Origin of the sequence: Lichenicoccus sp., assembly GCF_965276875.1 — a bacterium.
Taxonomy (GTDB): domain Bacteria; phylum Pseudomonadota; class Alphaproteobacteria; order Acetobacterales; family Acetobacteraceae; genus Lichenicoccus.
The window spans coordinates 3,218,291-3,244,774 of the sequence record NZ_OZ255701.1; the positions used below are offsets into that span (position 1 = coordinate 3,218,291).

Below are 26,484 nucleotides of genomic sequence, written 5' to 3' on the forward strand. Positions count from 1 at the left end.
CCAGGGTGCCCATGATGCGTGATTACCGAGACACCGTCTTCCTGCCCGCGACCGAATTCCCGATGCGCGGCGACCTGGCCAAGCGCGAGCCCGCGATTCTGGCGCACTGGGAAGCCACCGGGCTCGACCGGCGGATTGCCGAAGCCGCGGCCGGCCGGCCGAATTTCACCCTGCATGACGGGCCGCCTTATGCCAACGGTCATCTGCATATCGGCCATGCGCTGAACAAGATCCTCAAGGACGTGATCAATCGCGCGCATCGCATGGCCGGCTTCGCGGTGCGCTACGTGCCCGGCTGGGATTGCCACGGCCTGCCGATCGAGTGGCGGATCGAGGAGGAATACCGCAAGTCCGGCCGCGACAAGGACCAGGTGCCGATCGGCCAGTTTCGTGCCGAGTGCCGCGCCTACGCGCAGCGCTGGCTCGACATCCAGGCCGAGGAGTTCCGCCGCCTCGGCATCCAGGCGGACTGGGCGCACCGCTACGCAACAATGGATTTCAGCTCCGAGGCGGTGATCGCCGGCGAAATCGGCCGCTTCCTGCTCAACGGCAAGCTCTATCGTGGGCTGCGTCCCGTACTATGGAGCCCGGTCGAGAAGACGGCTCTGGCCGAGGCCGAAATCGAATATCACGACCATACCAGCAGCACGATCTGGGTGGCGTTCGCCGTGATCCGCGACACCACGCCGGGCCGGGTGTTGGCCGACACCAGTGTCGCGATCTGGACGACGACGCCCTGGACCATTCCGGGTAACCGCGCCATCGGCTACGGCCCCGCGATCGACTACGCGGTGATCGAGGCCGACGGGAGGCGGCTGCTGGTGGCGAGCGCGCTGGTCGAGAGCTTCGCGCAGGCGACCGGCGCGGCCTCCTGCACTGTGCTGCACCGTCTGCCCGGCACCGATCTGGCTGGTGTGCTGTGCGCGCATCCCTGGCGCGGCCAGGGCTACGACTTCGACGTGCCGCTGCTGGCGGGCGATTTCGTCACCACCGAGCAGGGCACCGGTCTGGTGCATATGGCGCCAGGGCACGGCGAGGACGATTTCGCGCTGACCAGCGCGCACGGTATCGCGGTGCCGGAGACCGTCGAGGATGACGGCCGCTATGCCGCCACCGTGCCGCTACTCGCAGGAGGGCATGTGTTCAAGGCGGCGGACCCGGTCTGCGCGGCGCTCGACGCCGCGGGCGCGCTGCTCGGCCGCGGCAGCCTGGTACATTCCATCCCGCACTCATGGCGCTCGCGTGCACCGGTGATCTGGCGGGCGACGCCGCAATGGTTCATCCGCATGGACGGCGACGAGTCGTTGCGCGCGCAGGCACTCGCAGCACTCGATCAGGTCGTCTTCGTGCCGGCGCAGGCGCGCAACCGGCTGACCGCGATGGTGGCGGGACGGCCCGACTGGTGCATCTCGCGACAGCGTGCCTGGGGCGTGCCGATCGCGGTGTTCGTCGAAAAAGCCACGGGGGAGGTGCTGCGCGATCCCCAGGCGATGGCGCGCATCGTCGACGCCTTCGCCGACGAGGGTGCCGACGTCTGGTACAGCGCGCCGGCCTCGCGGTTTCTCGGTCCCGGACGCGACCCCAACGCCTATGAGCAGGTGCGCGACATCGTCGATGTGTGGTTCGAGAGCGGCTCCACCCATGCCTTCGTGTTGGGCGATGCTGATTTGCCGTTCCCCGCCGATCTCTATCTGGAAGGCTCGGACCAGCATCGCGGCTGGTTCCAGATGAGCCTCCTGGAGAGTGTCGGCACCCGTGGTGCGGCACCCTTCCGGGCGCTGGTGACCAACGGCTTCGTGCTCGACGAGCAGGGCCGCAAGATGAGCAAATCGCTCGGCAATGTGACGGCACCGCAGCAGGTAAGCGACACCCTGGGCGCCGACATCCTGCGTCTGTGGGTGATGAATTCCGACACCAACGAGGATTTGCGGATCGGTCCCGAAATCCTCAAGCAGCAAGCCGAACTGTATCGCCGGTTGCGCAACACCCTGCGCTGGCTGCTCGGGGCACTCGACGGCTTCAGCGACGCGGAGCGCATCGAGACGGCCGCGATGCCCGAGCTCGAGCGCTGGGTGCTGCACCGGCTGGCGACGTTGGATGCGCAGTTCCGCCACGCGGTGGCTACGCATGAATGGGTCGGTTTCTATCCGGCGCTGCACGCGTTTTGCGCCGGCGACCTCTCGGCGTTTTATTTCGATATCCGCAAGGACAGCCTGTATTGCGACGCCGCGGGCTCACCACGCCGGCGCGCCGCGCGCACCGTGCTCGACATCCTGCATCGCTGCCTGTGCTGCTGGCTTGCACCGGTGCTGTGTTTCACCGCCGAGGAGGCCTGGACCGCGCGCTACGGCGAGACCGACAGCGTGCATCTGCAGCGTCTGCCGGAGATCCCGGAAGCCTGGCTGGATGCGCCGCTGGCCGAACGCTGGAGCCGGCTGCGCGCCGTGCGCCGGCTGCTCACCAGCGAGATCGAGACGGCGCGCCGCAACAATGTGGTCGGCTCCTCGCTGCAGGCGGAGATCGTGCTCGGTATGCCCGACGCGGACGCGCGGGAATTCGGCGGGGTAGACTGGGAAGAGCTGGCGATCGTCTCCAAGGTCGTGCTGTCACCGTCGCCATCCGTCACGGTGACGGTGCGCGCCGCACCCGGCGCCAAGTGCGCGCGCTGCTGGCGGGTGCTCGAGGAGGTCGGCAGCCGCCACGACCATCCCGCCTTGTGCCTGCGGTGCGCCGACGTGGTGGCATGATCCGGGGGGGCATGATCAGGTTGGGCTTGCCGGTGGCGCTGCTCGTACTCGTCTGTGACCAGGCCAGCAAATACTGGATCCTCAATATCCTCGACCTGCCGGCCCTCGGCTCGATCGCGCTGCTGCCGGTGTTGAACCTGACCATGGTCTGGAACCATGGCGTCACCTTCGGCCTGTTCAAAGGGCTCGGCGGTGTCGGGCCGTGGCTGCTGACCGGGGTGGCGGTCGCGGTGGTGGCGCTGCTGCTGGTCTGGATGGCGCGCACCGACCGCGCCTCCGTGGCCATCGCATTGGGCGCGATCGCCGGCGGTGCGATCGGCAACGTCATCGACCGCATCCGCTACGGCGCGGTGGTCGATTTCATCCATGCGCACGCCTTTGGCTGGTCCTGGTATGTGTTCAATGTGGCTGACGCCTCGATCGTCTGCGGCGTGGCGGTGCTGATGATCGACAGCCTGTTCGAGCGCCGACGCGCCGGCTGAAGCCAGGGCATCATGCCGCACGCGCCGACCATCAGCTGAACGCCGGCACCCCCCTGCTTAGGGAGTCTGGCAGATCGCGCCACTGGCATCGCCGGTGAGGCGCTGCGCGGCGGCTCCCGGCCGCTCAATCTGTACCGCGTCCAGTGGCCGTGTCGCGACCGCACCATCGAGAGCGTCTTTGTAGCGCCTGTTCAACGAATGGAGCTTCAGTTCTCGCCGATACCAGGTTCGGCCTGATCAACCAGACGGTGACGGCGCAGATCGCGCTCAGGCTGCTGTTGCAACATTATGCACTATGAAGTAGATAATACAAAATTGTATTCTACGAGCCCGCCATAGTTTCAAAGCCTGACACGACCAATTAAAATCAACCATAAAACGTCCGGGAAACGCCATGATCCGTTATGCGATTATCAGCTCGGCTGTATTGGGTCTCTCTTTGGCACCATTAAATACAGCGAAGAGCGAACCTCCCGCAACATACCACATTACAAATATATTGCCGGTCCCTGGCGAGGGACTTTGGGATTATCTTACGTTCGATCAGTCGCACCGTAGACTGTTCGTCACCCGTGTCGGTGGCGTCGACGTCTTTGACGCGAGTGGTTCCGTGCTGGCCAGCGCGGGTTCTATCCCTGGCGGCCCCGGCGTGTTGGTGAATCGCGCCGTTCCTGTCGAGAGCCGCGACCTTGGTTTTACGAGCAACGGGCCCGCCGACAGCACGACTTTGTTCCGGCTCTCCGATCTCAAGGTCAAAGGCGTGTTTCCGCTGGGCGAAGCAACCGACGCCGCGGTCTATGACGAGGAAACCCGTCATGCGGTGTTTTTCAGTGCAGCAGGTCAGGATGCCCTTGTCTTCGATCCTCGAAGCCGTACGGTTATCGATCATATTCCGCTTGGCTCTGCGCCGGAATTCGCCGTGGACGATCACGAGGGCACAATTTACGTCAATCTTCCCGCGACCGGAAAGGTCGCGAGGATCGATGCCCGCACCGACAGGGTTGTCGCCCAATATACCGTTGATCCGAGTTGCCACGCCAATTCCTCGATCGACATCGATCAGGCCGACCATCTGTTATTCGTCGGTTGTTTCAGCGGCGAGCTGGATGTGATCAATCAGCGGACTGGTCGCACCGTCTCGACGTTCCCGACCGGTCCATTGCCGGACAGTGTGGAATATGATCCGGGCACCCGCACGGTATTTGCCTCCACAGTTGACGGGAAAATTACGGCAGTCGAAGTCGACAGCTCAATCCATCAAGAGCTGCTTCAGGTTGCCACCACGCAGCCGGGCACCCACAGCTTGACCATCGATCTCAGGACACACAGGATTTTCACCGACACGGCGGACGCTGGACCGACCGGCCCGGACGGCCTGCCGTTTATCATCCGCGGAACGTTTCGTGTCCTCACCGTGGCTCCCTGAGGTTATGCCTAGTGCGTCGGACCGGTCCAACCAGGCGGCTTGGTAGTCCGCCGCTCCAAACTCATGCAGCCCAGACAGTTTCTGTCGCAGCCCGGAGATACAAGTCATATCGATCGCGCGTCTGACAACAGAATGTCGGACGGCTGATATCGGCTTCCCTCTGCTTGCCCGAACCTGCGAATCGGGGCTAAAGAGGCGCCATGCGCACAACGCGTCCTTCGGCTCGCCCCAGAGTCCGAGCTTCCGTTCGACCAGCCGCCCTCTCGGGAGTGCTGGCCTGCGCCCTGCTGGCCGGCTGCTCCGGGCACGATATCGAGCGCGATTTCGGCCTGGTTCGTGACGCCCCCGACGAGTACACGGTGACCACGCGGGCGCCGCTCTCGATGCCGCCGCAATCCGAACTGCCGAACCCGCAACCCGGCGCGCCGCGGCCGCAGGAACAGAGCTCCCGCCTGGAGGCAGAGGAGACGCTGGCGCCGGACGTGGCCCTGCAAGGCGACGCCGGGACCAACTCCGCGGGCCAGTCCGCCCTGGTCGCCTCCGCCAGCGCCAAGGCCGCGGCACCAGTCGGCGCCGGGCATGGCGAGCTCGACCAGCCCGGAACCGGTTTCGTCAACGAGCTGATGTTCTGGCACGGTGGCCGCGCCGGCTCGGTGGTGGACGCCGGCCCCGAAAAGCAGCGTCTCGAGGAGAATGCCGCCCTCGGTCGGCCACCGACCGACGGCGCGACGCCCACCCGGAAAATCAGCAAGCCGGGCTGGTTCGGCGGCCAGTAAGGTGAGCCAAGCGGCCGCGATCCGGCTGCTGCCCGCAATACTGGTCGACAGGATTGCCGCCGGCGAGGTGATTGAGCGGCCGGCCGCTGTGGTCAAGGAGCTGGTCGAGAACGCGATCGACTCCGGTGCCGCGCACATCTCGGTCGGCCTCGATGGCGGCGGCATCGAGCGCATCACCGTCACCGACGACGGCGCCGGTATGACACCAGCCGAACTCGGCCTGGCGGTGCTGCGGCACTGCACCTCCAAGCTCGCCGACGAAAGCCTGGTGCGCATCGCCACCCTCGGCTTCCGCGGCGAGGCGCTGCCCGCAATTGGTGCGGCCGCGCGGCTCTGCCTGACCTCGCGCCCGAGGGGAGCATCGGGGGAAGCATCGGGGGGAGCATCGGGGGAAGCATCGGCGGGGGCTGCGGAAGCGTGGGCTTTGCGGGTCGAGGGTGGCGTCGTGGGCGATTGCATGCCGGCCGCCGGCAGCTTCGGCACCAGGGTGCTGGTCGAGGATTTGTTCTTCGCCACGCCGGCGCGCCGCAAGTTCCTGAAAAGTCCGCGGATTGAGGCGGCGCATGCCGAGACGGTGCTGCGCCGGCTGGCGATGGCGGCGCCGCGGATCGGCTTCGACCTCACCATCGACGGCAGAAACGTGCTGGCGCTGCCACCCACCGACCGCGCGGCCCGCAGTGCCGCCTTGCTTGCGGAGTCGGGTGCCACGCCGGACGGGCTGCTCAACATCGAAGCAGACCGCGACGGCATGGCGTTGCGCGGCTTCGCCTGCGCCGCCTCGGTCAGTCGCGCCACCGCGGCTGGGCAATATCTGGTCGTCAATGGCCGGCCAGTGGTCGATCCGGTGCTGCGTACGGCGGTGCGCGTCGCCTATCGCATGGTGATCGCCGCCGGGCGGCACCCGGTGCTGGCGCTGTTTCTCGACATCCCGCACGAGCGGGTCGACGTCAATGTGCATCCGGCCAAGACCGAGCTGCGCTTTGCCGATGCGGCGTCGGTGCGCGGGCTGGTGATCTCCGCCTTGCAGCGGGCGCTGGGCGGCGGCGCCGGGCGTGCCGGGCTGTCGCCGCTGCCGCGCGCCGCCGCCGCGCGGATCTGGTATCCGCCCGAGCCTGCCGCGGTCCAGGCGGGCTTTGCCGAGGCCGCCGCGCCGATTGCGTCCCTGGATTTCAACACAGCGCCGCAAGCCCGCGGCGGCCACCTTGCTCCCGCGATCGCCACGACGGACCATCCGCTGGGGGCGGCGGTGGCCCAGGTGCTCGACACCTATGTGATCGCGGTCGCCGCCGATCAGAGCCTGGTGCTGGTCGATCAGCACGCAGCGCACGAACGCCTGACGCACGAGACCCTGCGCGCGCAGTGCCTGGCCGGCACGGTCGTGTCGCAGCGGCTGCTGCTGCCGGAGGTGGTGGAGCTGCCGCGTGGTGCCGCGGCCCGGCTGCTCGTGCATGCGGACATGCTGGGACGGCTGGGTCTGGCCTTCGAGGCGTTCGGCGGCGAGGCGCTGCTGGTGCGGGCCTTGCCGGCGCTGCTCGGCAGTCCCGATCCCGCCGTCCTGCTGCGCGATCTCGCCGACGAGCTTGGTGCCGACGAATTGGCCGACCCGAACGAAGCCTCGGCCTTGACCGCGCGTCTCGACGCGGTGATCGCGCGTCTCGCCTGCCACGGCAGCATTCGCGCCGGACGTCGGCTGCAACGCGAGGAGATGGACGCGCTGCTGCGCCAGATGGAGGCGACGCCGCGCGCCGCCACCTGCTCGCACGGGCGGCCGACCTATCTCCGGCTCAGCCGCCACGAGCTCGAGCGGATGTTCGGGCGTACGTAAAGGTGGGGCCTGAAGGCGGGACCTGATCTGGGCAGAGCCGGCCAAGCTGGCTAGGATGCGCCGCCCCGAGGATCGAGACCGCCACGTGCATCTGCCCCTGCTCTCCCTGGTGACCTTCCTGCCGCTGCTCGGCGCGCTGGCGTTGCTGCTGTTGCGCGGCGAGACCGCTCAGGCCACCGCCCGCCAGGTCGCACTCTGGACCAGCCTGGTGGTGTTCGTGTTGTCCATCTTCCTGTGGCTCGGCTTTGATCCGAACCGGCCGGGATTTCAGTTCCAGGAGCGCGCGCGCTGGATGAGCGGCTTTGGCGTCTCCTATCATGTCGGCCTCGACGGCATCAGCCTGCTGTTCGTGCTGCTGGCCACGGCGCTGACCCCGGTTGCGGTTCTGGGCTCCTGGCGCATCGCGGGGGACCGCGTTCGCGACTACATGCTCACTCTGCTGCTGCTCGAGACCACCCTGATCGGTCTGTTCTCGGCACTCGATTTCATCGTGTTCTACGTGTTCTTCGAGGCGACCCTGATCCCGGCCAGCCTGCTGATCGGCATCTGGGGCAGCAGCGCGCGACGGGTCACGGCGTCGGTGCGGTTCTTCCTGTTCACCTTCGGCGGCTCGCTGTTCATGCTGATCGCGCTGCTGGTGATGTGGCATATCGCCGGCACCACCGATATCCCGGTGCTGCTGCGCACGCATTTCGCGCCCGCCACACAGATGTGGATGTTCGTCTGTCTCGCCCTCGCCTTTGGCGTGAAGCTGCCGCTGTTCCCGCTGCATGGCTGGATGCCGGACGCCTACACCGAGGCGCCGGCGCCGGCGGCGGTGCTGATCTCCGGCGTGCTGTCCAAGGCCGGCGCCTACGGGTTCCTGCGCTTCTCCATCGGCATGCTGCCCGATGCCGCTCAGCGCGCAGCGCCCTGGATGATCGGCCTGGGCATCATCGCGGTGATCTATGCCGCGATCATCGCCCTCGTGCAGACCGATATGAAGCGCCTGGTGGCCTACTCCTCGTTCTCGCATATGGGCCTGATCCTGGTCGGGCTGTTCACCCTGAACGGGCCCGGGATCAATGGCGCGCTGTTTCAGATGCTCAGCCACGGCATCATCATCGCCGCCCTGTTTTTGATGGTCGGCATGCTCGGCGGCCGCATCGGCTCGCGCGAGACCGCCCGCTTCGGCGGCGTGGCGCACCGCATGCCGGTGCTGGCGACGCTGCTGATGCTGTTTGCGATGGCCAATGTCGGACTGCCCGGCACCGGCGCCTTCGTCGGCGAGCTGCTGGTGATGATCGGCGCGATCCAGATCGGTTTCTGGGTGGCGCTGCTCTCCGGCATGGGGATGATCGTGGGCGCCGTCTACATGCTGGTGATGGTGCGACGGGTGATGTTCGGCGCCGCCTCCGGCCTGGTCGCGGCCTTGCGCGATCTGAATGCGCGCGAACGCGCCGTGCTGGTGCCGCTCGCGGTGGTCACCCTGTGGATGGGGGTGCACCCGTCCTCGTTCACCCGGGTGTTCAATCCGACCGTGGAGGTTCTGGCGCAGTCCTACGGTCATGGCTATCCGGCGCCGCATCCCGTGGTGGCGGCGCGCTGAGACCTGCCACCGCACCAAGACCTGCCACCGACCTGAGATCCGCCACCAGCGCCTGCCCGACCGCACTGGTCTCCTGCCACAATGTTCCGATCTCGCGGATCAACGCGAGCTTGATTTTGACGTCGTCCGCATCGCCGCTGAGCCGGAGCAGGTCGAGTTGGATGCCGTAGCTGTGGGTGACGAAGCGGGCCACGCGAAAGGGCAGGTCGCCACCGAGATTGCCGAGGTCGCCGGCATAGGCTTCGGTGATGGTCTGGAACGGCTGGTTGGGCCCCATTACGGGCGCACTCCTGACCGGGCGACCGGCCTCGAAGTCGTCATGCATCGTGGCGAGCTTACCGGAAATGTCGCGCGCTTCAACCAGATGCAGTAGCGCGTCGATGGCGCCGGCCAAGGCCAGTGCCATGCCGATCCGGGCGCGACGATGCCGGAAGAGTTCCACGGCGAGGCCGCCGCCGAAGATCGCGATCGCCGTCGCCACACTGCCGAACAAGGCGGGCACTGCCGGGTTCACGCTGGGCCATCGATCCTGATCTAACGAGCAAGACAGTGCCCGTGGTTGCGGCGGCTTGCAACTTCGGCCGCCGCCACTTCATTTGACGATCATGCTTGCACATCACGACCGTCCGCTCCCCACGCCGCCACTCCGTATTGGCAGGCGTTCGCAGCTCGAAGCCTTCCTCGTGCTGCGTCGCAATCCGCTCGAACTCTGGGGACCGGAGGCCTACGAGCAGGCAATCCTGCCCGGCCGCTTCCTTGGACGCGGCCAGATCCTGCTCAACGATCCGGACGCGATCCGTCACGTGCTGCTCGGCAATCACGACAACTACCAGCGCAGCGCCCCGACCCGTCGTGTGCTGCGGCCGATCCTGGGCCAGGGCCTGTTTCTCGCCGAGGGCGAGGCGTGGCGTCACCAGCGCCGGGCGATCGCGCCCAGCCTGGCGCCACGGGTGATGCCGATCCTGACCCGGCATATCCTGCGGGTGACGAACGCCGCCCTGGTCGAACTCGAGGCGCGTCGCGGACGTCCGCTCAACCTGCTCGGCGCGCTGCAGCGGCTCACCCTGGATGTCGCCGGGCAGTCGATGTTTTCGCTGGAGATGGGCCGCTTCGGCGCGGACATGCGCGCGCTGATGCTGCGCTATGCGCTCAACTACGCCAAGGTCGGCGTGCTCGACCTGATGCTGCCGCCTGACGTCGCCTCGCCGCTGGATCGTGGCCGTGCCGCGTTCCGCGAGGACTGGCTGGCGCTGATCGACCGTATCATCGTCGCGCGCGACGCAAATGCCAGGAGCGGGGACGAACCGCGCGACCTGCTCGATCTGCTGCGCGACGCCCGCGATCCGCAGACCAATGAGGGCTTCAATCACGCGCAGCTGCGCGACGAGGTCTCCACCCTGATCCTCGCCGGGCACGAGACCACCGCCGTGTCGCTGTTCTGGGCCGCCACCATTGCCGCGATGCGGCCGCGGATGCAGGAGCGGATCGCCGAGGAGGCGCAGTCGGTGGATCTCGCCGCCGAGGGCGCGGTCGGCAAATTGCGCTTCACCCGCGCCTTTCTCGACGAGACCTTGCGGTTGTATCCGCCGGCCTACCTGATCGTGCGCGAGGCGCAGGGCCCGGACGAGATCGCCGGCCACAAGATTGCCCCCGGCACCATCGTCAGCATCTCGCCCTGGGTGCTGCATCGCCATCATGCGCATTGGCACCAGCCGGAGCGGTTCGATCCGGAACGCTTCATGTCGGGTGCGCCGCCGCCCGACCGGATGGTCTATATTCCGTTCGGCGCCGGTCCGCGTGTCTGTGTCGGCGCGCAGTTCGCGCTGAACGAAGGCGTGCTGGTGCTGGCCAGCCTGCTGCGCCGCTTCAAGCTCGACCTGATCGGCACGACGCAGGTGCGTCCGCGCGGGCTGATCACCACCCAGCCGGACCGGCCGGTGCCGTTCCTGCTGACCAGCCGGATGCAATAAAGGCTCCATACAATAAAGGCTCCGGGGAGCGCCCCGGAGCCTTCCATTGTCTGAAGCCCGTCGCGTGAAGCGTTCGGTCAGGCCGGCAGTGCGTTGGCGCTGGCGGCAATCCCAACCCGGGTGATCACGGTATCAATCGTCCCGGCCGCTGTAAGCGACACCTTCGTCAAACAATGAGACACTGGATCACCTCCTTTCAGTTGTTGCTCGTGGCAGATTAGGACACGGCCGACATGTCCTTCAAGCGATTCGTAAGCGAGACCCACATGCCCTCTCTGTTCGACCCGATCCAGCTCGGCGCCATCGCGGCACCCAACCGCATCCTGATGGCGCCGCTGACCCGCGGCCGCGCCAGTGCGGATCATGTCCCCACGCCGATCATGGCCGAGTATTATGCCCAGCGCGCCAGTGCGGGACTGATCATCTCCGAGGCCACCGGCATCAGCCGTGAGGGACTCGGCTGGCCCTACGCCCCCGGCATCTGGAACGACGCGCAGAGGCGTGCCTGGACGCCAGTGGTCGCGGCCGTGCACCAGGCCGGCGGCCGGATCCTGTGCCAGCTCTGGCACATGGGCAGGCTGGTGCATCCCGATTTCCTTGAAGGTGCCGCACCGGTATCCTCCTCGGCGACCATCGCACCCGGCCGGGCGCATACCTATGCCGGCAAGCAGCCCTACGGCATGGCCCGTGCCCTGCAGACCGGCGAAATCGCGCGCCTGCTCGCGGACTACCGCACCGCCGCGGCCCTCGCCATGGATGCGGGCTTCGACGGCGTGCAGATCCACGCCGCCAATGGCTACCTGATCGACCAGTTCCTGCGCGACAACAGCAATCACCGCGACGATGACTATGGCGGCGATGTGGCCTGCCGCGTGCGGCTGCTGCGCGAGGTGACGCAGGCGGTGGCGGAGACGGTCGGGCCCGGGCGCACCGCAGTCCGGCTGTCGCCGAACGAGGCGATCCAGGGTGTCGACGACAGCGACCCGGCCGCCTTGTTCACGGCCGCCGCCCGCGTGCTTGGCGAGATCGGCATCGCCTTTCTTGAACTGCGCGAGCCGGGCGAGCACGGCACCTTCGGCCGCGCCGCCCACCCGGCCGTGGCCCCCGCGATCAAGGCCGCGTTTGGCGGCCCGCTGGTGCTGAACTCGGATTATGACGGCACCCGCGGCCAAGCCGCCCTGGACAGCAATGTTGCGGACGCAATCGCCTTCGGCCGTCCGTTCCTCGCCAATCCCGACCTGCCGGCGCGCATCCGGACCGGTGCCACGTTGAACCCGGACGTCATGGCGACATGGTACAGCCAGGGCCCGGAAGGCTACACCGACTACGCGAAGCTCAACGCCGCCTGAGGCCTTAGCTGCACGAGCTCAGGCCGGCCTCGCCCGCGTCACCACGGTGTCGATGACGTCGGCCGGGCCGTATAGGATCCGGGCAAGATAGCCCGCGAGCATGGCGCCGGCGAGCGGCGCCAGCCAGAACATCCAGAGCTGGCCGATATAGGCGCCACCCGCGAACAAGGCCGGCGCGGTGCTGCGCGCCGGATTGACCGACGTGTTGGTAACCGGGATCGCGATGAGATGGATCAAGGTCAGGCCGAGGCCGATCGGAATGCCGGCAAAGCCGACCGCGGCGCCCTTCGAGGTCGTACCGACGATGATCATCAGGAAGAAGAAGGTCAGTATCAGCTCGGTCAGAAAGCAGGCGCCGATTGAATAGTGCCCCGGACTGAGCGCGCCGTAGCCGTTTGCGGCGAAGCCCTTGGGCTCCCAACCGGGCTGCCCGGACGCGATTGTCCACAGCACCGCCGAGGCGCAGATGGCGCCGGCCAACTGGACTGCGATATAGGGCAGTACGTGTTTATTGGCGCAGCGCCCGGCTGCCCATAGGCCCAGCGTCACGGCCGGGTTGAAATGGCCGCCGGAGATGTGACCGACCGCGTAGGCCATGGTCAGCACCGTCAGGCCGAAGGCAAATGCCACGCCGGTGAAGCCGATGCCGTATTGCGGGAACGCGGCGGAGAACACCGCGGCGCCGCAACCGCCAAACACCAGCCAGAACGTTCCCAGAAATTCCGCGGCCAAACGCCGCTGCATGTCTTGCATCAGGAGCCTCGCTTGGAGCCAGCCAACGTCTCGACTTGGAGATAATCTCCGCCGAAATGCGTCGAAAAGCAAAACATTTTCGTAAAACTGGACGTGAGCGTCCCGAGGCGCTCAGGCGTGCGGCGCGCGCCGGCGCAGCAGCGGCCGGCCGACCCGGATCATCGTGCCTGCTTCGACATCCGCGCAGACCTCGAAGGACGCGGGTGCGATGACGATGATGGTCGAGCCGTGCTCGAACCAGCCAAGTTCGCAGCCTTTACGAACGCGCACGTCGCACGTCACGCGGGCGCCGGCGGGGGGCAAAGCGATGGCGCGCAGTCGGATTCCGGCCACCAGGATCGCCGCGACCGCGATCAAGGTGAGGCGCTCCCCGCCATCCGCGAGCCGGGCGCTGATCACGGCGCGCTCATTGCGGCAGAACAGCCTGTCGATGCGTCGCAAGGTCGCTGTATTGACGTTAAAGACGTCGCCATGGATGTGTGACACCGCCGCCACGGTACAGTCATGCGGCGCATGGAAATGGTGATACATCCCCGATGTCAGGCGCAGGGTAACGTAGCGCGCGTCATTGAGAGACGCCGCGTGACGATCGTCGTCGAGCAGGTCGCGCAGTCCATAGGTCGAGCCCTTCACCTGCAGCATCGCGCCGTCGCGGACGATGCCATGGGCGCCGACGATGCCGTCGCAGGGGCTGACCAGGATTGCCGGGTCCGGATCGATCGGCCGCGCGCCCGGCTTGAGCGTGCGGGTGAAACAGTCATGCAGGCTCCTGAACCGGGTTTCCGCGGCGTCGCTGAAATCGATCTCGGCGAACACCTGCCAGAGTCGCAGCAACAGGCTGCAAATCAGCGGTTGTTTGATCCGGCTGAGCCACCCTACCAGACGGGTCGCCAGGCGTCGCGGCATGGCATTTGTTAGCAGGAAGTTCACATCTTCCTGCCGCGTGATGCGGGCTATGATGGAAGCCCGCGTCATCGCATTGCTTGCTTCGTGCGGACGCGCGCTATGAGGGAGTGCTGATGCGGCCCTGGTTGCTTGCTGTCGCGACCGGGAGCGTCGTGGCCCTTGCGCAATCCGGCAGGCAGCGCCTGCTGCTGTCGCAAGCGAAACACCCCTCGCTCGCCGGACATGCCGGATTGGCACGGCGCGTGGCTGGAATGATCCCGTATCATGGCTATGACGCGTCGCGGATGTTTTGCGTCGATCAGGCGCCCCCGCCGATCGCCGAGCTGCGCCGCGACGGCTTTTTTCGGTTGGCGCAGCTCTACGCCGCTAAATTCGAGAAAACGAATGCGCTGACGGCAGCGACGGCGCCCGCGCTGTCCGACCTGCAATTCACTTCCGGCTACCGCGTGCCGTTCCAGTTCAGGGACTTGGTGCGCGAGCATCTGCCGGTCGGCGGCTTTCTCGCGGCCGGCTCGGCGGCCACGGTGACCGACCTCGACGGCAATATGTTCCATGATCTTACCGGCTCCTACGGGGTCAATCTGCTCGGCTACGATGTCTACAAGAGCTGCATCGCGCGCGGCGCCGAACGGGTGGCCGAGCTTGGCCCGGTGCTCGGCGCCTATCACCCGGTCGTCGCCGAGAACGTCACGCGGCTGCGTGCGCTGTCGGGTCTCGACGAGGTGTCGTTTCACATGTCGGGCACCGAAGCGGTGATGCAGGCGGTGCGGCTTGCGCGCTACCACACCGGACGCCCGCGAATCGTGCGCTTCTGCGGCGCCTATCACGGCTGGTGGGACGACGTGCAGCCGGGCATCGGCAACCCCACACTCCCCGGCCGCACGCTGACGCTGGCGGAGATGTCCGAGCGCACTCTGCGCGTGCTCCGCCAGCGTCGCGACATCGCCTGCGTGCTGGTCAATCCGCTGCAGGCGCTGCATCCCAATCGCGCCGCCCCTGCGGACGGCGCGCTGCTCGACAGTTCGCGCGGCGCCGGTGTCGACCGCGACGCCTACACGCGCTGGCTGCGCGCGCTGCGGGCGGTCTGCTATGCGCGCGGCATCGTGCTCATCCTCGATGAGGTGTTCACCGGCTTTCGCCTGGCACGAGGCGGGGCGGCAGCATATTTCGATGTACAACCCGATCTTGTCACCTACGGCAAGACGCTCGGCGGCGGACTGCCGGTCGGCGTGCTGTGCGGCCGGGCGGCGGTGATGAAACGCTTCCGTGACGACCGGCCCGTCGACGTCTGCCTGGCACGCGGCACCTTCAATGCGCATCCCTATGTGATGGGAGCGATGGCGGCGTTTCTCGATCATCTGGACCAGCCCGCCACCGCGGCGCTGTACCAGGATCTCGACCGGCTTTGGGACGCCCGTGCATCGGCGCTCAATGGGCGGCTGCACGACGCCATGTTGCCGGTCAGGGTGGCCAACCTCTCCTCGATCTGGACCGTCTGCTATAGTGTCCCGTCGCGCTATAACTGGATGCTGCAATATTATCTTCGCGCCGCTGGAATCGCGCTGAGCTGGGTCGGCACTGGGCGATTGATTTTCAGCCTGAACACCAACGATGATGCGTTCGAGGCGATCAGCGTCCGCTTCATCCAGGCCTGCCGCGCCATGCAGGCCGACGGCTGGTGGTGGACCGGCGGCACCAGCAACCGCTCACTGCGACGCCAGGTGCTCCGTGAGATGCTGATGACACGCCTGGAAGTCCTCCGCATCCGTGCTCGCCCGTCGCCTGCCAAACAATGAAGCGGGCGCACGGTAATACAGCCCGATGTCATGGAACGGATCGGTGAGGATCTTGGTGGCCCAGACTAGCGCGGTTCGCAGGTCGCGGGCAGCCAGCAGTTGCGCCATTCGAAACAGCAGGCTGCCCACGCCGATGACAAGCCACAGCATGCCGACATGGTGCGCGAACGCCAGCGCCGAGGCGGGTGCGGCGCATAGGCCATGCAGGGTGGGATCGAACACGAACAGCAGTGGCGACAGCGCCCAGACTGCCATCAGAACGATCTTGCGCTTGAGGTTATAGCCGACCTTGATCGCTTCCTTGTAGTCGTGCGTGGCCTGATTGACGTTGTCATAGCCCTTCGGCTCGAACACCAGATGCCCGATCTGCCGGCTGGTCATTGCAATCAGCCAGCCGAGCAGGGCGGCCGCTGCCGGATCCTTGAACGCGACGCCGTAGGCCACGACGAACGTCACGGCACTGAGCAGATGCAGCGACTGGTTGATCCGGCTGTGGTGGTAGTAGCGATGGTCGTCCCAGCGCTGTTCCTTGAGGTCTCGCAGGAATCGGGTCAATGAAATCCCCTCAAGTTCGAAGAAACCGAATGAGTTGAAAATGACCGAACGGCGGCAGCGGACGGCGCTCCAGCAGGCGCACGTTGGCGCGATGCGCGCACCAGTCCGCGTAGCGCGACCAGGCGAAATCGGTTCGCCAGCCGAGGCGGGTGGTCACCGGCATCAGCCATTTCTCGATGCTGCCGCGCAGACCGGACTCGGCACCGATACGGCTGGTGAGAATGATCTCGCCGCCCGGCCTGACCACGCGCGCGAACTCGTCGAGTGCGCGCTCCGGATTGGCGATGGCGGTGACGACATAGTGCGCGACGACCACATCGAAGGCAGCGTCCGCAAACTCCAGGCATTCGGCGTCCATCACCATGATGTCTTCGACGTTGCCCAGTGACTGGCGCTTCACCCGCAGCCTGGCCTTCGCAAGCATCGGCTCCGCGATGTCGATGCCGATGATCCGGCTGCTGCGGCTATAGGCGGGCAGCGACAGGCCGGTGCCAACGCCGACTTCGAGAATGCGGCCGCCGATTTGCTCCGCCGCCGCCACGGCGGCGAGCCGGCCGGCGCGGAACACCGGGCCGAAGACCGCGTCATAGACCGGCGCCCACTGGCTGTAGGCCGTGGCGACGCGGGCACTTTGCATCTCGGCTGTCATGCCACCGCGTTCCACATCAGTCCGGTGTCGGTTCGGATAAACCTCCTACCAGACAAACCCGAGGCAGCGGCGTGACAGTTTTAAAACGGGCGCGCGGATCAGACGTCGAGCAGTTCGACGCTTTTCGCGTGTTCCTGAATAAAGGCGAAGCGCAGTTCGGGCCTGCGGCCCATCAGGCTTTCGACCATCAGGCCGGTGGCCTCGCGGTCGGTGGCGACCACCTTGAGCAAAGTGCGGTGACGCGGGTCCATGGTCGTCGTCTTGAGGTCGCCGGGGGGCATCTCGCCGAGGCCCTTGAAGCGGCTCACCTCGACCTTCGCACCCGCCTTGAACGCGGATTTGAGCTTTCGCTCGCGGTCGCGGTCGTCCATCGCATAGACGGTCTTCGCCCCCTGGGTCAGCCGGTAGAGCGGCGGCTGGGCGAGATAGAGATGGCCTTGCGCGATCAGCCCGGGCAGCTCGCGATAGAAGAAGGTCATCAGCAGCGAGGCGATATGAGCGCCGTCGACGTCGGCGTCGGTCATGATGATGACGCGGCCGTAGCGCAGGCGGGCCATGTCGGCGCCGGCGCCGCTGCCGCAGCCCAGCGCCTCGATAAGGTCGCGTAGCTCCTGGTTCTGCCGCAGCTTTTCGAGGGTGGCACTCGCCACGTTGAGGATCTTGCCGCGCAACGGCAGCACCGCCTGGGTCTCGCGGTTGCGGGCCTGCTTGGCGGAGCCGCCGGCGCTGTCGCCCTCGACCAGGAAGAGTTCGGTCTCGGCGGCGCGCTCGCTGGTGCAGTCGATCAGCTTGCCGGGCAGGCGCAGCCGTCGCGTCGCCGACTTGCGCGGCGCATCGCGCAGCTCGCGCGCCCGTCTGCGGTCCTCGGCACGTTCGACCAGGGCGCCGAGCAGGGTGTCGGCTTGCGCCGGATGGCCGGCGAGCCAATGGTCGAAGCGGTCACGCAGCGCCGTCTCGACCAGTTTGGCTGCCTCCTGGCTGGTCAGCTTCTCCTTGGTCTGGCCCTGGAAATGCGGATTGCGAATAAACACCGACAGCTTGGCCGCGACCACGCCGAGCAGGTCCTCGGCGGTGACGAGCTGGGCGCGTTTGTTGTGGCGCTGCTCGCCCCAGCCGCGCAGGCCGCGCAGCAGGGCGGCGCGGAAGCCGGTCTCGTGCGTGCCGCCCTGCGGGGTCGGGATGGTGTTGCAGAACGAGGCGAGCGACGCTTCGCCCGAGTCGCGCCACACAATGGCCCATTCGAGCCGGCCGGTGGCGCTGCCGTCCGCCGCCGCCGGCAGCTCGGCCTCCCCGGACCAGAGCTCGGCCAGCATCCCGGCCGCGTCGCCGAGTTCGTCGCGCAGGCTGTCGGCGAGGCCGCCGGGGAAGTGCAGCAGCGCCTCGGCGGGGAGGTCGTCGCGGTCCGTGACCAGGCTCGGATCGACGCTCCAGCGCAGGCTGACGCCGCGGAACAGGAAGGCCTTGGCGCGGCACAGGCGATACAGCCGCAGCGGATTGAACCGCAGCGCACCGAAAATCTCGGTATCCGGGGTGAAGCGGATTTGGGTGCCGCGACGGTTCTGGGTGGCGCCGATCCGGGTCAGCTTCGTCGTCGGGCGGCCGCGCTCATAGTCCTGCCGCCACACCTCGCGGTCGCGCGCGACCTCCACCTCCAGCCGCGACGACAGCGCATTGACCACCGAGGCGCCGACCCCGTGCAGGCCGCCCGAGGTCGCATAGGCGTCGCCGGAGAACTTGCCCCCGGAGTGCAGGGTGGTGAAGATCACCTCAAGCGCCGAGCGGTCGGTGAATTTTGGGTGCGGGTCGACCGGGATGCCGCGGCCGTTATCGCGCACGGTGATCTGGTTTGCGTCGTCGAGCGCGAACTCGATCAGGCTGGCGTGGCCGGCCACCGCCTCGTCCATGGCATTGTCCAGGATTTCGGCGGCGAGGTGGTGCAGGGCGGTCTCGTCGGTGCCGCCGATATACATGCCCGGCCGGCGGCGCACCGGCTCGAGGCCCTCCAGCACCTCGATGTCGCGGGCATCGTAGCGCCCGTTCGCACGCTTGGAGGGCGCGCGTCCGGGCGCGCTTTCGGGCTCGTCGCGCGAGAACAGGTCGGCCATTTAGTGTCGGTGGCGGGGATGGATGCGTCGGGTACTGCGGATATGGCGCACGCGGCCATGCTCTTGCGATGCGGCCGGGGCGTCGCAGGTCTCATAGACCGCCGGTTCCGCGATGTCCTTGGCTTCGGCATAGCCGCCGAGATCGCTGGCATTGTCGAGCGCCATGACCTCGCCGAACATATTGGCGCGTTGCGCGCAGAACTGCGTGCCGGCGGCCAGCCCGCGCTCGGATTGGACGTTGGCGAGTTGGGTGATGTAGTCGTCGTGCTCGGTCTGCGCATGTCGTCCGTAGGTGTGCTTGAAGTAGGCGATGAGGTCGCGCTCCTGGCCGGTGAGGTCGGGCCGGAACTTGGCGACGAAGGCGTTGTAGCTGTCCTGCTCGCCGCACGACAGCGCGGTCACCATCAGTTCGCTCTTCAGCCCTTCAACGTCGAAGGCCTGGCGCGCCGCGGATTTGCCGCAGAGTTCCGCCGCCGACGCGGCCGACCCGAGGGTGCTTGCGATCATCAGCAGGGTGGCGGCAAGCAGGGTGGAACAGGTCGACATACAGACTTCCGGACCGGATTCGTTTGAGTGGCTGAGTGTATAGGCCGGGGCCGAGGCCGCAAGGCAAGCACGGAGTGACGCATGCAGGCTTCCGCACTGGTCGGGCTTGCTCTACACGAACCCCCGGCGGTGAAGGGGATCCCAACGAGTGAGCCTGCGTGTTGCGCCAATATTACCTTGTCTGATCGCGGCTGGAGCGCTCGTCGGCTGCGTGGCACGGCCACCCGCGCCGCCCGTGCCACCCAACCCATTCGGCTATCTCAAGCCCTCCGGGCTCTGCAAGCACGGCCCGGTCGCCAAGACGGCGGCGGGACTGGAGGTGGCGATGACGTTGCGCAGCGACGACGGCTATTGCGGGGTCGACCTGCAGGCACCGGCGGGTGGCGCCTACACATCGTTCGTGCTGACGGCGTTGCCGGCGCACGGCAAGAGCTTCATCTACAATTATAATAACCATACCGCCGTGACCTACACCGCGGCCACCGCCTATGCCGGCATCGACAGCTTCACCGTGAGCCTCGTGCCCAAGGCTGGCGAGCAGCGGGTGGCGCTGAAGGTCCTGGTCACGGCTGATGCGACCGGCGTGCCGCCGCCGGCCAAGCCAGCGCCGCCGCCACCTGCCGCCAAGCCGGCGCCGCCGCACGCACGGCACCACCGGACATCGACCCACAAGTCAGCGACCCACCGAATAACGACAAAGTAGGTCAGCGCTGATCCTGCTGCTTGCGGCGCCCCGGATGCGCGGGGGCCTCCGCCGTTGCGATCGGCAGCGGCACCCAGCGCATGCCGTCGCTGTTCTGCACCAGCATCAGCACCGACGGGCGCTTGTCGGCGCGTGCCTGGGCGATTCGGTCCTGCATCTCGGCCGGGGTGTCGATCTCCGACTGCTGCACCTCGGCGATCACATCCCCCGGCTGCAGCCCGCGTGAGGCGGCCTTGCCGCCAGAGTTCACCTCGGTGATCACGACCCCCTTCTGGCTGCCCTGAAGCTGGAATTTCTGGCGTAGCGCATCGGTGATCGCGGCGACCTTCATGCCGAGATCGCCGATGCTGGTCTCCAAAACCTTCGGCGGCGGCGGCTTGTCCGACGCCTGCTTGCCCGCCTCCTCGGGGAATTTGCCGATGGTGACCGGCAGTGTGAGCGTCTTGCCGTCACGCCAGATCGCCATCTGCGCCACCTCGCCGACCGGCGTCTCCGCCACACGTCGCGGCAGGCTGCGGCCGTCGACTGTCTTGCCGTCGAGCTGCTCGATCACGTCGCCGGTGCGCAGGCCCGCCTTCTGCGCCGGTCCTTTCGGCTCGAGACCGGCGATCAGCGCCCCGTGCGCCCCAGACAGGCCGAGGGACTGCGCGATATCGGCGGTGACCTCCTGGATACGCACGCCGATCCAGCCACGCCGGGCGTGGCCGAACTTCTGCAACTGCGCGATCACCAGGCTCGCATCGTTCGACGGGATGGCAAAGCCGATGCCGATCGAGCCGCCCGAGGGCGAGTAGATCGCTGTGTTGATGCCGATGACCCGGCCCGCCATGTTGAACAGCGGGCCGCCGGAATTGCCGCGATTGATCGGCGCGTCGGTCTGGATGAAGTCGTCATACGGGCCCTGCTCGATATCGCGGCCGCGCGAGGAGACGATGCCGGCGGTGACCGTGCCGGACAGGCCGAACGGATTGCCGATCGCCAGCACCCAGTCGCCGACACGCGATTTGTCGCTGTCGCCGAAGCTCACCGCGGGCAGCTTGTGATCGGCGTGGACCTGCAGCACCGCGAGGTCGGTGCGCGCGTCGTGGCCGATCAGCGTGGCCTTGAGGACGGTGTTGTCCTGCAGTGTCACCGTGATCGAGTCCGCACCCTTGATGACATGGTTGTTGGTCACGATGATGCCGGATGCATCAATGATAAAGCCCGATCCCAGCGCCTGCATCTTGCGCGGCGGCGCGTTCGGATCGTTGGGTCCGCCCATCCCGTGACGGTTCATGAAATCGTGGAAGAACTTCTCCATCGGCGAGCCGGGCGGGAACGGCATCGTCGGCCCCGGAGCCCCACCGTTCGGTGCTCCATTGTCCGGCGGTCCGTCCCCATCCTGGCCACTATTGTCCTCGCCGTCGGGCTGGTCGGCGCTGAGCGTCTCGGTCGATGAGATATTGACCACCGCCGGCAGCAGGGCGGCGGAGAGATCGGCAAAACTGTCGGGCGCGCCGCGCGCCACCGCAGGCGGCGGTGAGCCCAGAGCGAGTGACGCCGCCAGCAGGCATGCGAGTCGAAGGGAAGAGCGCATGACGGCAGCATCCTTGAGCAGCCGGACTGTTCCGGCGTTCGAAGACTTAGGATGCCGGTTCACGCCAGCCAAGACTACGCAACAACGCGCTGGCACGCCGGCTCGGAATGGACTGCCGCCTGGGCGCATGCGGAGACCGCCTGCTGGAGCGAACTCGTGAAATAATCCGCGCCCACGGTGGCCTGGATCGTCTTGTCGGTGAGTGCCGCGTCCTCCGCCGGCCATAGCCCGACCAGAACCGGCGCCCCGCGCGGCAGGCGCTGCCGCAAGCGTGCGACGAGATAGCGCAGGTGGGCCGGACTGCCGCTGATGTCCAGGTAGGAGATGCAGGCCATCGCCACGCCGTCGGTGGCGAGGCTGTCGATGCCCTCACGCGAGACATCCGCGTAGCCGACGAGGCGTGCGCCCATGCCGTGCTTGGTGAGCAGCTGCGCCAGCATCGCCGATGCGGCTTCGTCGAGCGGGCCCTTGCCGGCGATGCAGAGCACGGCGGACGCTCCGCGCCAGTCCTCCGGCAGGTCCTCACTTTCGACGCTCGCGGGAAGCGCGTTGTTCGGCAGCGGGCGCCCGTCCCCGGGGGGTGTGATCGCGTCGTCGTCCGACTCGGATTTGGATGGCTTACGGTCGACATGGTCGCGCAGACCGTTGATCAGGGTCTTGACCGTTTGTTTGATGCGGTCGAGGCCGGCATGATCCAGGCTGCCGCGTTCGGCGTCGTTGGCGGCGAGTTGCAACGCCTTGAGCGCCACCTCGTCATAGTAGGTCGACAGCGAGCGTTGCTTGAGCAGCAGCTCCGCATGATCCATCGCCTCGTCGGCATCGCCGGCCAGAATGCGCTGATAGAAGCTCTCGACCGGTGTGAGCGCCGGTCTGTCGCCAAGCATGATGTCGAGGAACTCGAGCCGTTTGACATGGCGGCCCATCACCACCAGGCAGAGGGTCAGCGGCGTCGACAGGATCAGGCCGACCGGGCCCCATAGCCACGACCAGAAGATCGCCGCGACGACGACGGAGAACGGCGACAGGCCGGTGCTGTGGCCATAGACCATCGGCTCGATCACCTGTCCGGTGACCCCTTCGATGACGATGTAGAGGACCGCGGTCCACAGTACCAGCGACCAGCCCGGTTCGACCGCCGCGGCCAGGGTCATCGGCAGCACGGCGGAGATGAACGAGCCGACATAGGGCACGAAGCGCAGCAGGGCCGAGAGAATGCCCCACAGCACCGGGTCCGGCACGCCGATGATCAGCAGGCCGATGCCGATGACGACGCCGAACAGCGTGTTGATGCTGAGCTGCGTGATGTAGTAGCGGCCCAGGCGGCGGCCGCCATCGTCCATGGCCAGGGTGGTACGGTGCAGGTCGTCGGAGCCGACCAGGCGGATCAGCCGGTCGCGCAAATCCTCGCGCTGCAACAAGGCGAACACCGCGACGACGAAGACGATGCCGAAGGTGGCAAGCGGCGACAGCACCGGCGACAGATAGCGTTCGGCGAGGGCAAGCGGGCTCGATCCCGACGACATGTCGGCAGCCCCGGGCGTCTCCGGCTGAGCCTGCGGCGCCGGCACCGAGGCAACAGCGGTGGCCTGCCTGTGGGTTGCGGCGCGATCCTTGTGCTGGACACCAACCGAATCAGCGAGGCGGGACAGCCGTCCGACCGTGTAGTGCCGGACCGCGGAGACCTTGGCCTCCACGGTGCCGACATATTTCGGAAGATCGGCGCTGAGGTCGGCGACCTGGGTGCCGATGACGCCGCCGATGCCGACCACCACGCCGAGGGCGACGATGACGCCGAGCAGCACCGACGGCACGCGTCCGAGATGCAGGCGGCGCAACAGCTCCACCAGCGGGGCCAGCAGGAACGCCAGCAACAGTGCGAGCGTCACCGGCATCAGCACCGCCTTGCCGAAATACAGGATGGCGACGACGCCGATGAACAGGGTGACAGCCCTTGAGGCGTCCGGCGTGTGGGCGGGGGCCACGCCCTTCGCCGGCGGCGGTGTGGCACGCATCTCTGAGATGGCCATGGCTGTCTCGTCCAATCCTTATTGGGTCTGCTTGCGGTGCCCGCGCGTCAGGTCAGCCGGTCCACGTCGCGATTGCGGCACCAATCTCACGTAAGGCGGCGTCACGCGCGTCAGCATCGACCCTGGGTGCGTCGTAATAGGCGGCAGCGAGCAATGGGCTGTGTCCAGGTCGCCAGGCGATCGCGACATCGTTCGTCTCATCTGGGCCATTGGTTCCAGCCTTGTCACCGACCATCCAACTGGAAGGAAACGACGCTCGCAGGCGCCGTAAGCCCGGCGTTGCGTCAATCATCCAGCTTTCGAGAAGTTCGCGCGATTGCCGGCTGAACGTCGACCCGAGCAGGATGGTTTTCATGGTCGTGGTGATCGCCCGTGGCGTGGTCGTATCGCGCGGACCGTCGTAGGCGTTGGAAGCAGGCTCATACCGATCCGACCGCGTGACGTCATCACCGAGGCTGCGAAGAAAGCCAGTGAGCGCGGCGGGGCCGCCGATCGTACGCATCAAGAGAATGGCGGCGAGATTGTCGCTGACCTCCACCATCGCCCGGCAGAGCGTGCCGACCGTGAGCGCCCCACGCTGCACGTTCGCCGCCGTGACAGGACAGAGGAAGTCCGGATAGCCGGCTTGGGAGAGGTCGCGCGTGTCATAATGGACCAGGCGCGCCAGGCTTTCGCGCCCGGTCTCGACGCGGGACAGCACCTGAGCCGCGAGCAGAAGCTTGGACGTGCTGCACATCGTGAACCGCTCATCGGGCCGGTAAGCGAGGATCCGTCCCGAGCCGGTTTCGATCACGAAAACACCCAGACGGCCGCCATGGCGTGCTTCAATTGCCGCCAAAGACGGTACTGCAGCCAACGCTTGCCGACCGCCAACCAAACTGAGCGAGGCGGCGCAGGTTATGAGAAGGGGCCTGCGTCCAAGTCGCCTCGTCATTTGCGCTCTCGCATTACACACATCCAACAGTTGCACGCTGCAAAGGACCATGATGCGTCGCCCACACCTCGTCACGTTCGATATCTTTGGGACTGTTATCGATTGGCGGACCGGCCTGGAGACATCCTGCCGGAAAGCTGGTCGTCCCTTGCGGGACGGCGAGTTCGACCGCGTCGTCGATGTTCAGGGCGAACTTGAACAAGGCGACCTCGACTATGCCACGGTGACCCAGCTTAGCCTCACCCACGTGCTTGGCCTGGACCAGACGCAGGCGGCGGTCATCGGTGCTGCGGCCGGAACCTGGCCGCTCTATCCGGATGCGCCTGTTCTGCGCGCGCTCATGCGGATCGCGCCCTGTGGTGCCATGACGAACAGCGACCGTCATCACGGCCAGGAAATCCAGGCGCGGCTCGGCTTCTCCCTGGATATCTGGCTCTGCGCGGAGGATATCCGGCTCTATAAGCCGAACCCCGAGTTCTGGCTGCGAATGGGTGATCTTCGTGGTCTCTCGCCCTCTGCCGACTGGTGGCATGTCTCCGCCTATGCGGATTACGACCTTGGTGTCGCCAATGCCCTGGGACTGACCACCGTGCTCGTCACACGGCCGCATTCCCGACCAGGTCCGTCGTCCCACGTGGTTGCCGACCTGAACGGTCTTGCCGCCCTGCTTTCGGCGGAGACGGAATAGCCGGCGTCAGCCCGGGACGCCATCCCGTCGAGCGGCGTTAAACAAGGCTGCAAGCTGTTGCGCGATCCTATGTGGGCGAAGCAGCCGGGCCAGTTTGAGGTTGGCCTCGACCAGCCGGCGGCGCTGTGCCGTCGAGAGCGACAATGCGTGATCGATGCAGCGCCTGAAGGCATGAGCGTCGCCGCGCGGGAACAGCAGCGGATGATTTTCGGGCGGCAGCAGGTCGCGGAATTGCGGAATGTCGACCGCGACGAGCGGGACGCCCACGCTCATCGCAACGAGGGCAATGCCGGAGGTCAGAACGCGCGTGTAGGGCAGCACCAGGCAACAGGCCGAGCGGAGCAGTGCCGGGACCTCGCGATTCGGCACATGCCGCAAATCCCAGACGACGTCCTCGCGTCCGGGGTTCGTGGCGATCACCGCCGGCGCTTCAACCCCCTCGCCGCTGATACGGATTCTCGCGCTTCGGCTGTCAACAAACGAGGGCGGCAGCATGCCGATCATCTCGCCAAAGCCCTTTTGCACGCGCACCCAGCCGAAGCCCTGGATGATCCGGTCCGGACAGGTATCGAGTCCGGCGACCAGCGCCGTCTCGTCCTCGAATTCACCTACATAGGACGGGTGCGGCAGCAAACGCGCTTTAGCCCGGTCCAAATTGACCTGCGCTGCAAGGATTTCCGTCGTCGTGGCATTGTGCACGAGTATGACGTCGGCGATGCGTGCCAGATAGGCGCGAAGACGAAGGAACTGCTCACCAAAGCCAATGAGGTGCGGCACCTCATTATGCACGGTCCAGAAAATTATCCCGCCGCGATCCCTGACTTCGCCAAGGCTGCGCTCGAAGCCTTCCGCGGCATGTGCCGCTTCCTGATCGGTGCGGCACGCGCGCAGAACAAACTCTTCCCAGTGGACATGGACAATGACCCGCCGGCCGGCTGCAAGCTCCGCGATCGCTTCGGTAAAAAACCCTTCCTGCCGATAGATCGGACAATATTGCGCCTCAATGCCGCGAAACAGGAGCGGCACATAGGCGCTCTCGCGGCTCACGGGATAGCAGTAGACGTGCGTCGGCGTGTCCATGGC

Annotated in this window: 22 protein-coding genes; 11 read left to right on the top strand and 11 right to left on the bottom strand. The window is 66.7% G+C overall.

The genetic code is table 11. The features are described from left to right. Nucleotides 1–11 precede the first annotated feature (11 nt). From ileS to ACQY4K_RS15650, 6 genes are all read left to right on the top strand, one after another. The gene (ileS, locus tag ACQY4K_RS15625) at nt 12–2,747 is read left to right on the top strand and encodes an isoleucine--tRNA ligase (RefSeq protein WP_428391108.1); all 2,736 of its coding nucleotides are present in this window, start codon (nt 12–14) and stop codon (nt 2,745–2,747) included. Between the two features lie 11 nt (nt 2,748–2,758). Beyond that, on the top strand, nt 2,759–3,229 hold the full coding sequence (gene lspA / locus ACQY4K_RS15630; RefSeq protein ID WP_428391109.1) for a signal peptidase II: 471 nt from the start codon (nt 2,759–2,761) through the stop codon (nt 3,227–3,229). Between the two features lie 394 nt (nt 3,230–3,623). Next, a complete protein-coding gene (locus tag ACQY4K_RS15635; RefSeq protein WP_428391110.1) occupies nt 3,624–4,655 on the top strand; it encodes a YncE family protein in 1,032 nt (343 codons plus the stop codon). 200 nt (nt 4,656–4,855) lie between these two features. Next, nucleotides 4,856–5,431: a DUF3035 domain-containing protein gene (locus ACQY4K_RS15640; RefSeq protein ID WP_428391111.1), complete on the top strand. Its 576-nt coding sequence runs from the start codon at nt 4,856–4,858 to the stop codon at nt 5,429–5,431. Beyond that, entirely contained in the window at nt 5,349–7,256 is a 1,908-nt protein-coding gene (mutL, locus tag ACQY4K_RS15645) for a DNA mismatch repair endonuclease MutL (protein ID WP_428391112.1), read from the top strand. Before ACQY4K_RS15640 ends, mutL begins: the two co-directional genes overlap by 83 nt. 55 nt (nt 7,257–7,311) lie before the next feature. After that, complete coding sequence (locus ACQY4K_RS15650; RefSeq protein WP_428391113.1) at nt 7,312–8,844, top strand: complex I subunit 4 family protein; 1,533 nt, start codon at nt 7,312–7,314, stop codon at nt 8,842–8,844. Here the strand turns inward: ACQY4K_RS15650 and ACQY4K_RS15655 are convergent. Next, entirely contained in the window at nt 8,765–9,358 is a 594-nt protein-coding gene (locus tag ACQY4K_RS15655; protein WP_428391114.1) for a hypothetical protein, read from the bottom strand. The genes ACQY4K_RS15650 and ACQY4K_RS15655 overlap by 80 nt on opposite strands. Before the next feature lie 91 nt (nt 9,359–9,449). On the opposite strand from ACQY4K_RS15655, the gene ACQY4K_RS15660 reads away from it, so the two are divergent. Together ACQY4K_RS15660 and ACQY4K_RS15665 are read left to right on the top strand one after the other, a co-directional pair. After that, nucleotides 9,450–10,814, top strand: a complete 1,365-nt coding sequence (locus ACQY4K_RS15660) for a cytochrome P450 (RefSeq protein ID WP_428391115.1) — start codon at nt 9,450–9,452, stop codon at nt 10,812–10,814. 266 nt (nt 10,815–11,080) lie between these two features. After that, a complete protein-coding gene (locus ACQY4K_RS15665) occupies nt 11,081–12,163 on the top strand; it encodes an alkene reductase (protein ID WP_428396162.1) in 1,083 nt (360 codons plus the stop codon). Between the two features lie 18 nt (nt 12,164–12,181). On the opposite strand, the gene aqpZ is transcribed toward ACQY4K_RS15665, so the two are convergent. Together aqpZ and asd are read right to left on the bottom strand one after the other, a co-directional pair. Next, nucleotides 12,182–12,907 carry an aquaporin Z gene (aqpZ, locus tag ACQY4K_RS15670; protein WP_428391116.1) on the bottom strand — a complete coding sequence of 242 codons (726 nt, stop codon included), beginning with the start codon at nt 12,905–12,907 and terminating at the stop codon, nt 12,182–12,184. A 120-nt stretch (nt 12,908–13,027) separates the two neighbouring features. Next, nucleotides 13,028–13,891, bottom strand: a complete 864-nt coding sequence (asd, locus tag ACQY4K_RS15675; protein WP_428391117.1) for an archaetidylserine decarboxylase — start codon at nt 13,889–13,891, stop codon at nt 13,028–13,030. A gap of 44 nt (nt 13,892–13,935) precedes the next feature. On the opposite strand from asd, the gene ACQY4K_RS15680 reads away from it, so the two are divergent. Next, on the top strand, nt 13,936–15,618 hold the full coding sequence (locus tag ACQY4K_RS15680; protein WP_428391118.1) for an aminotransferase class III-fold pyridoxal phosphate-dependent enzyme: 1,683 nt from the start codon (nt 13,936–13,938) through the stop codon (nt 15,616–15,618). Here ACQY4K_RS15680 and ACQY4K_RS15685 read toward each other — a convergent pair. The 4 genes from ACQY4K_RS15685 to ACQY4K_RS15700 all read right to left on the bottom strand — a co-directional run bounded on the left by ACQY4K_RS15685 (nt 15,529) and on the right by ACQY4K_RS15700 (nt 19,473). Continuing rightward, on the bottom strand, nt 15,529–16,173 hold the full coding sequence (locus tag ACQY4K_RS15685) for a hypothetical protein (protein WP_428391119.1): 645 nt from the start codon (nt 16,171–16,173) through the stop codon (nt 15,529–15,531). The two genes, ACQY4K_RS15680 and ACQY4K_RS15685, sit on opposite strands and share 90 nt — an antisense overlap. Before the next feature lie 10 nt (nt 16,174–16,183). Next, nucleotides 16,184–16,822 carry a class I SAM-dependent methyltransferase gene (locus ACQY4K_RS15690; RefSeq protein ID WP_428391120.1) on the bottom strand — a complete coding sequence of 213 codons (639 nt, stop codon included), beginning with the start codon at nt 16,820–16,822 and terminating at the stop codon, nt 16,184–16,186. A 98-nt stretch (nt 16,823–16,920) separates the two neighbouring features. Next, a complete protein-coding gene (parE, locus tag ACQY4K_RS15695; protein ID WP_428391121.1) occupies nt 16,921–18,927 on the bottom strand; it encodes a DNA topoisomerase IV subunit B in 2,007 nt (668 codons plus the stop codon). After that, nucleotides 18,928–19,473 (bottom strand): hypothetical protein, encoded by a 546-nt coding sequence (locus ACQY4K_RS15700; protein WP_428391122.1) that lies wholly within the window; start codon nt 19,471–19,473, stop codon nt 18,928–18,930. Between the two features lie 148 nt (nt 19,474–19,621). Here ACQY4K_RS15700 and ACQY4K_RS15705 point away from each other — a divergent pair, with 148 nt between their 5' ends. Next, on the top strand, nt 19,622–20,176 hold the full coding sequence (locus ACQY4K_RS15705; protein WP_428391123.1) for a hypothetical protein: 555 nt from the start codon (nt 19,622–19,624) through the stop codon (nt 20,174–20,176). A 1-nt stretch (nt 20,177) separates the two neighbouring features. Here ACQY4K_RS15705 and ACQY4K_RS15710 read toward each other — a convergent pair whose 3' ends face one another. From ACQY4K_RS15710 to bla, 3 genes are all read right to left on the bottom strand, one after another. After that, the gene (locus ACQY4K_RS15710) at nt 20,178–21,752 is read right to left on the bottom strand and encodes a DegQ family serine endoprotease (protein ID WP_428391124.1); all 1,575 of its coding nucleotides are present in this window, start codon (nt 21,750–21,752) and stop codon (nt 20,178–20,180) included. 74 nt (nt 21,753–21,826) lie between these two features. Further along, nucleotides 21,827–23,779 (bottom strand): AI-2E family transporter, encoded by a 1,953-nt coding sequence (locus tag ACQY4K_RS15715; protein ID WP_428391125.1) that lies wholly within the window; start codon nt 23,777–23,779, stop codon nt 21,827–21,829. 52 nt (nt 23,780–23,831) lie between these two features. Next, nucleotides 23,832–24,764, bottom strand: a complete 933-nt coding sequence (bla, locus tag ACQY4K_RS15720; protein ID WP_428391126.1) for a class A beta-lactamase — start codon at nt 24,762–24,764, stop codon at nt 23,832–23,834. A 1-nt stretch (nt 24,765) separates the two neighbouring features. Here bla and ACQY4K_RS15725 point away from each other — a divergent pair, with 1 nt between their 5' ends. Continuing rightward, nucleotides 24,766–25,401: an HAD family hydrolase gene (locus ACQY4K_RS15725; RefSeq protein WP_428396164.1), complete on the top strand. Its 636-nt coding sequence runs from the start codon at nt 24,766–24,768 to the stop codon at nt 25,399–25,401. Between the two features lie 6 nt (nt 25,402–25,407). On the opposite strand, the gene ACQY4K_RS15730 is transcribed toward ACQY4K_RS15725, so the two are convergent. Further along, nucleotides 25,408–26,481, bottom strand: coding sequence for a glycosyltransferase (locus ACQY4K_RS15730; protein WP_428391127.1), 1,074 nt, complete (start codon nt 26,479–26,481; stop codon nt 25,408–25,410). Nucleotides 26,482–26,484: the final 3 nt, after the last annotated feature.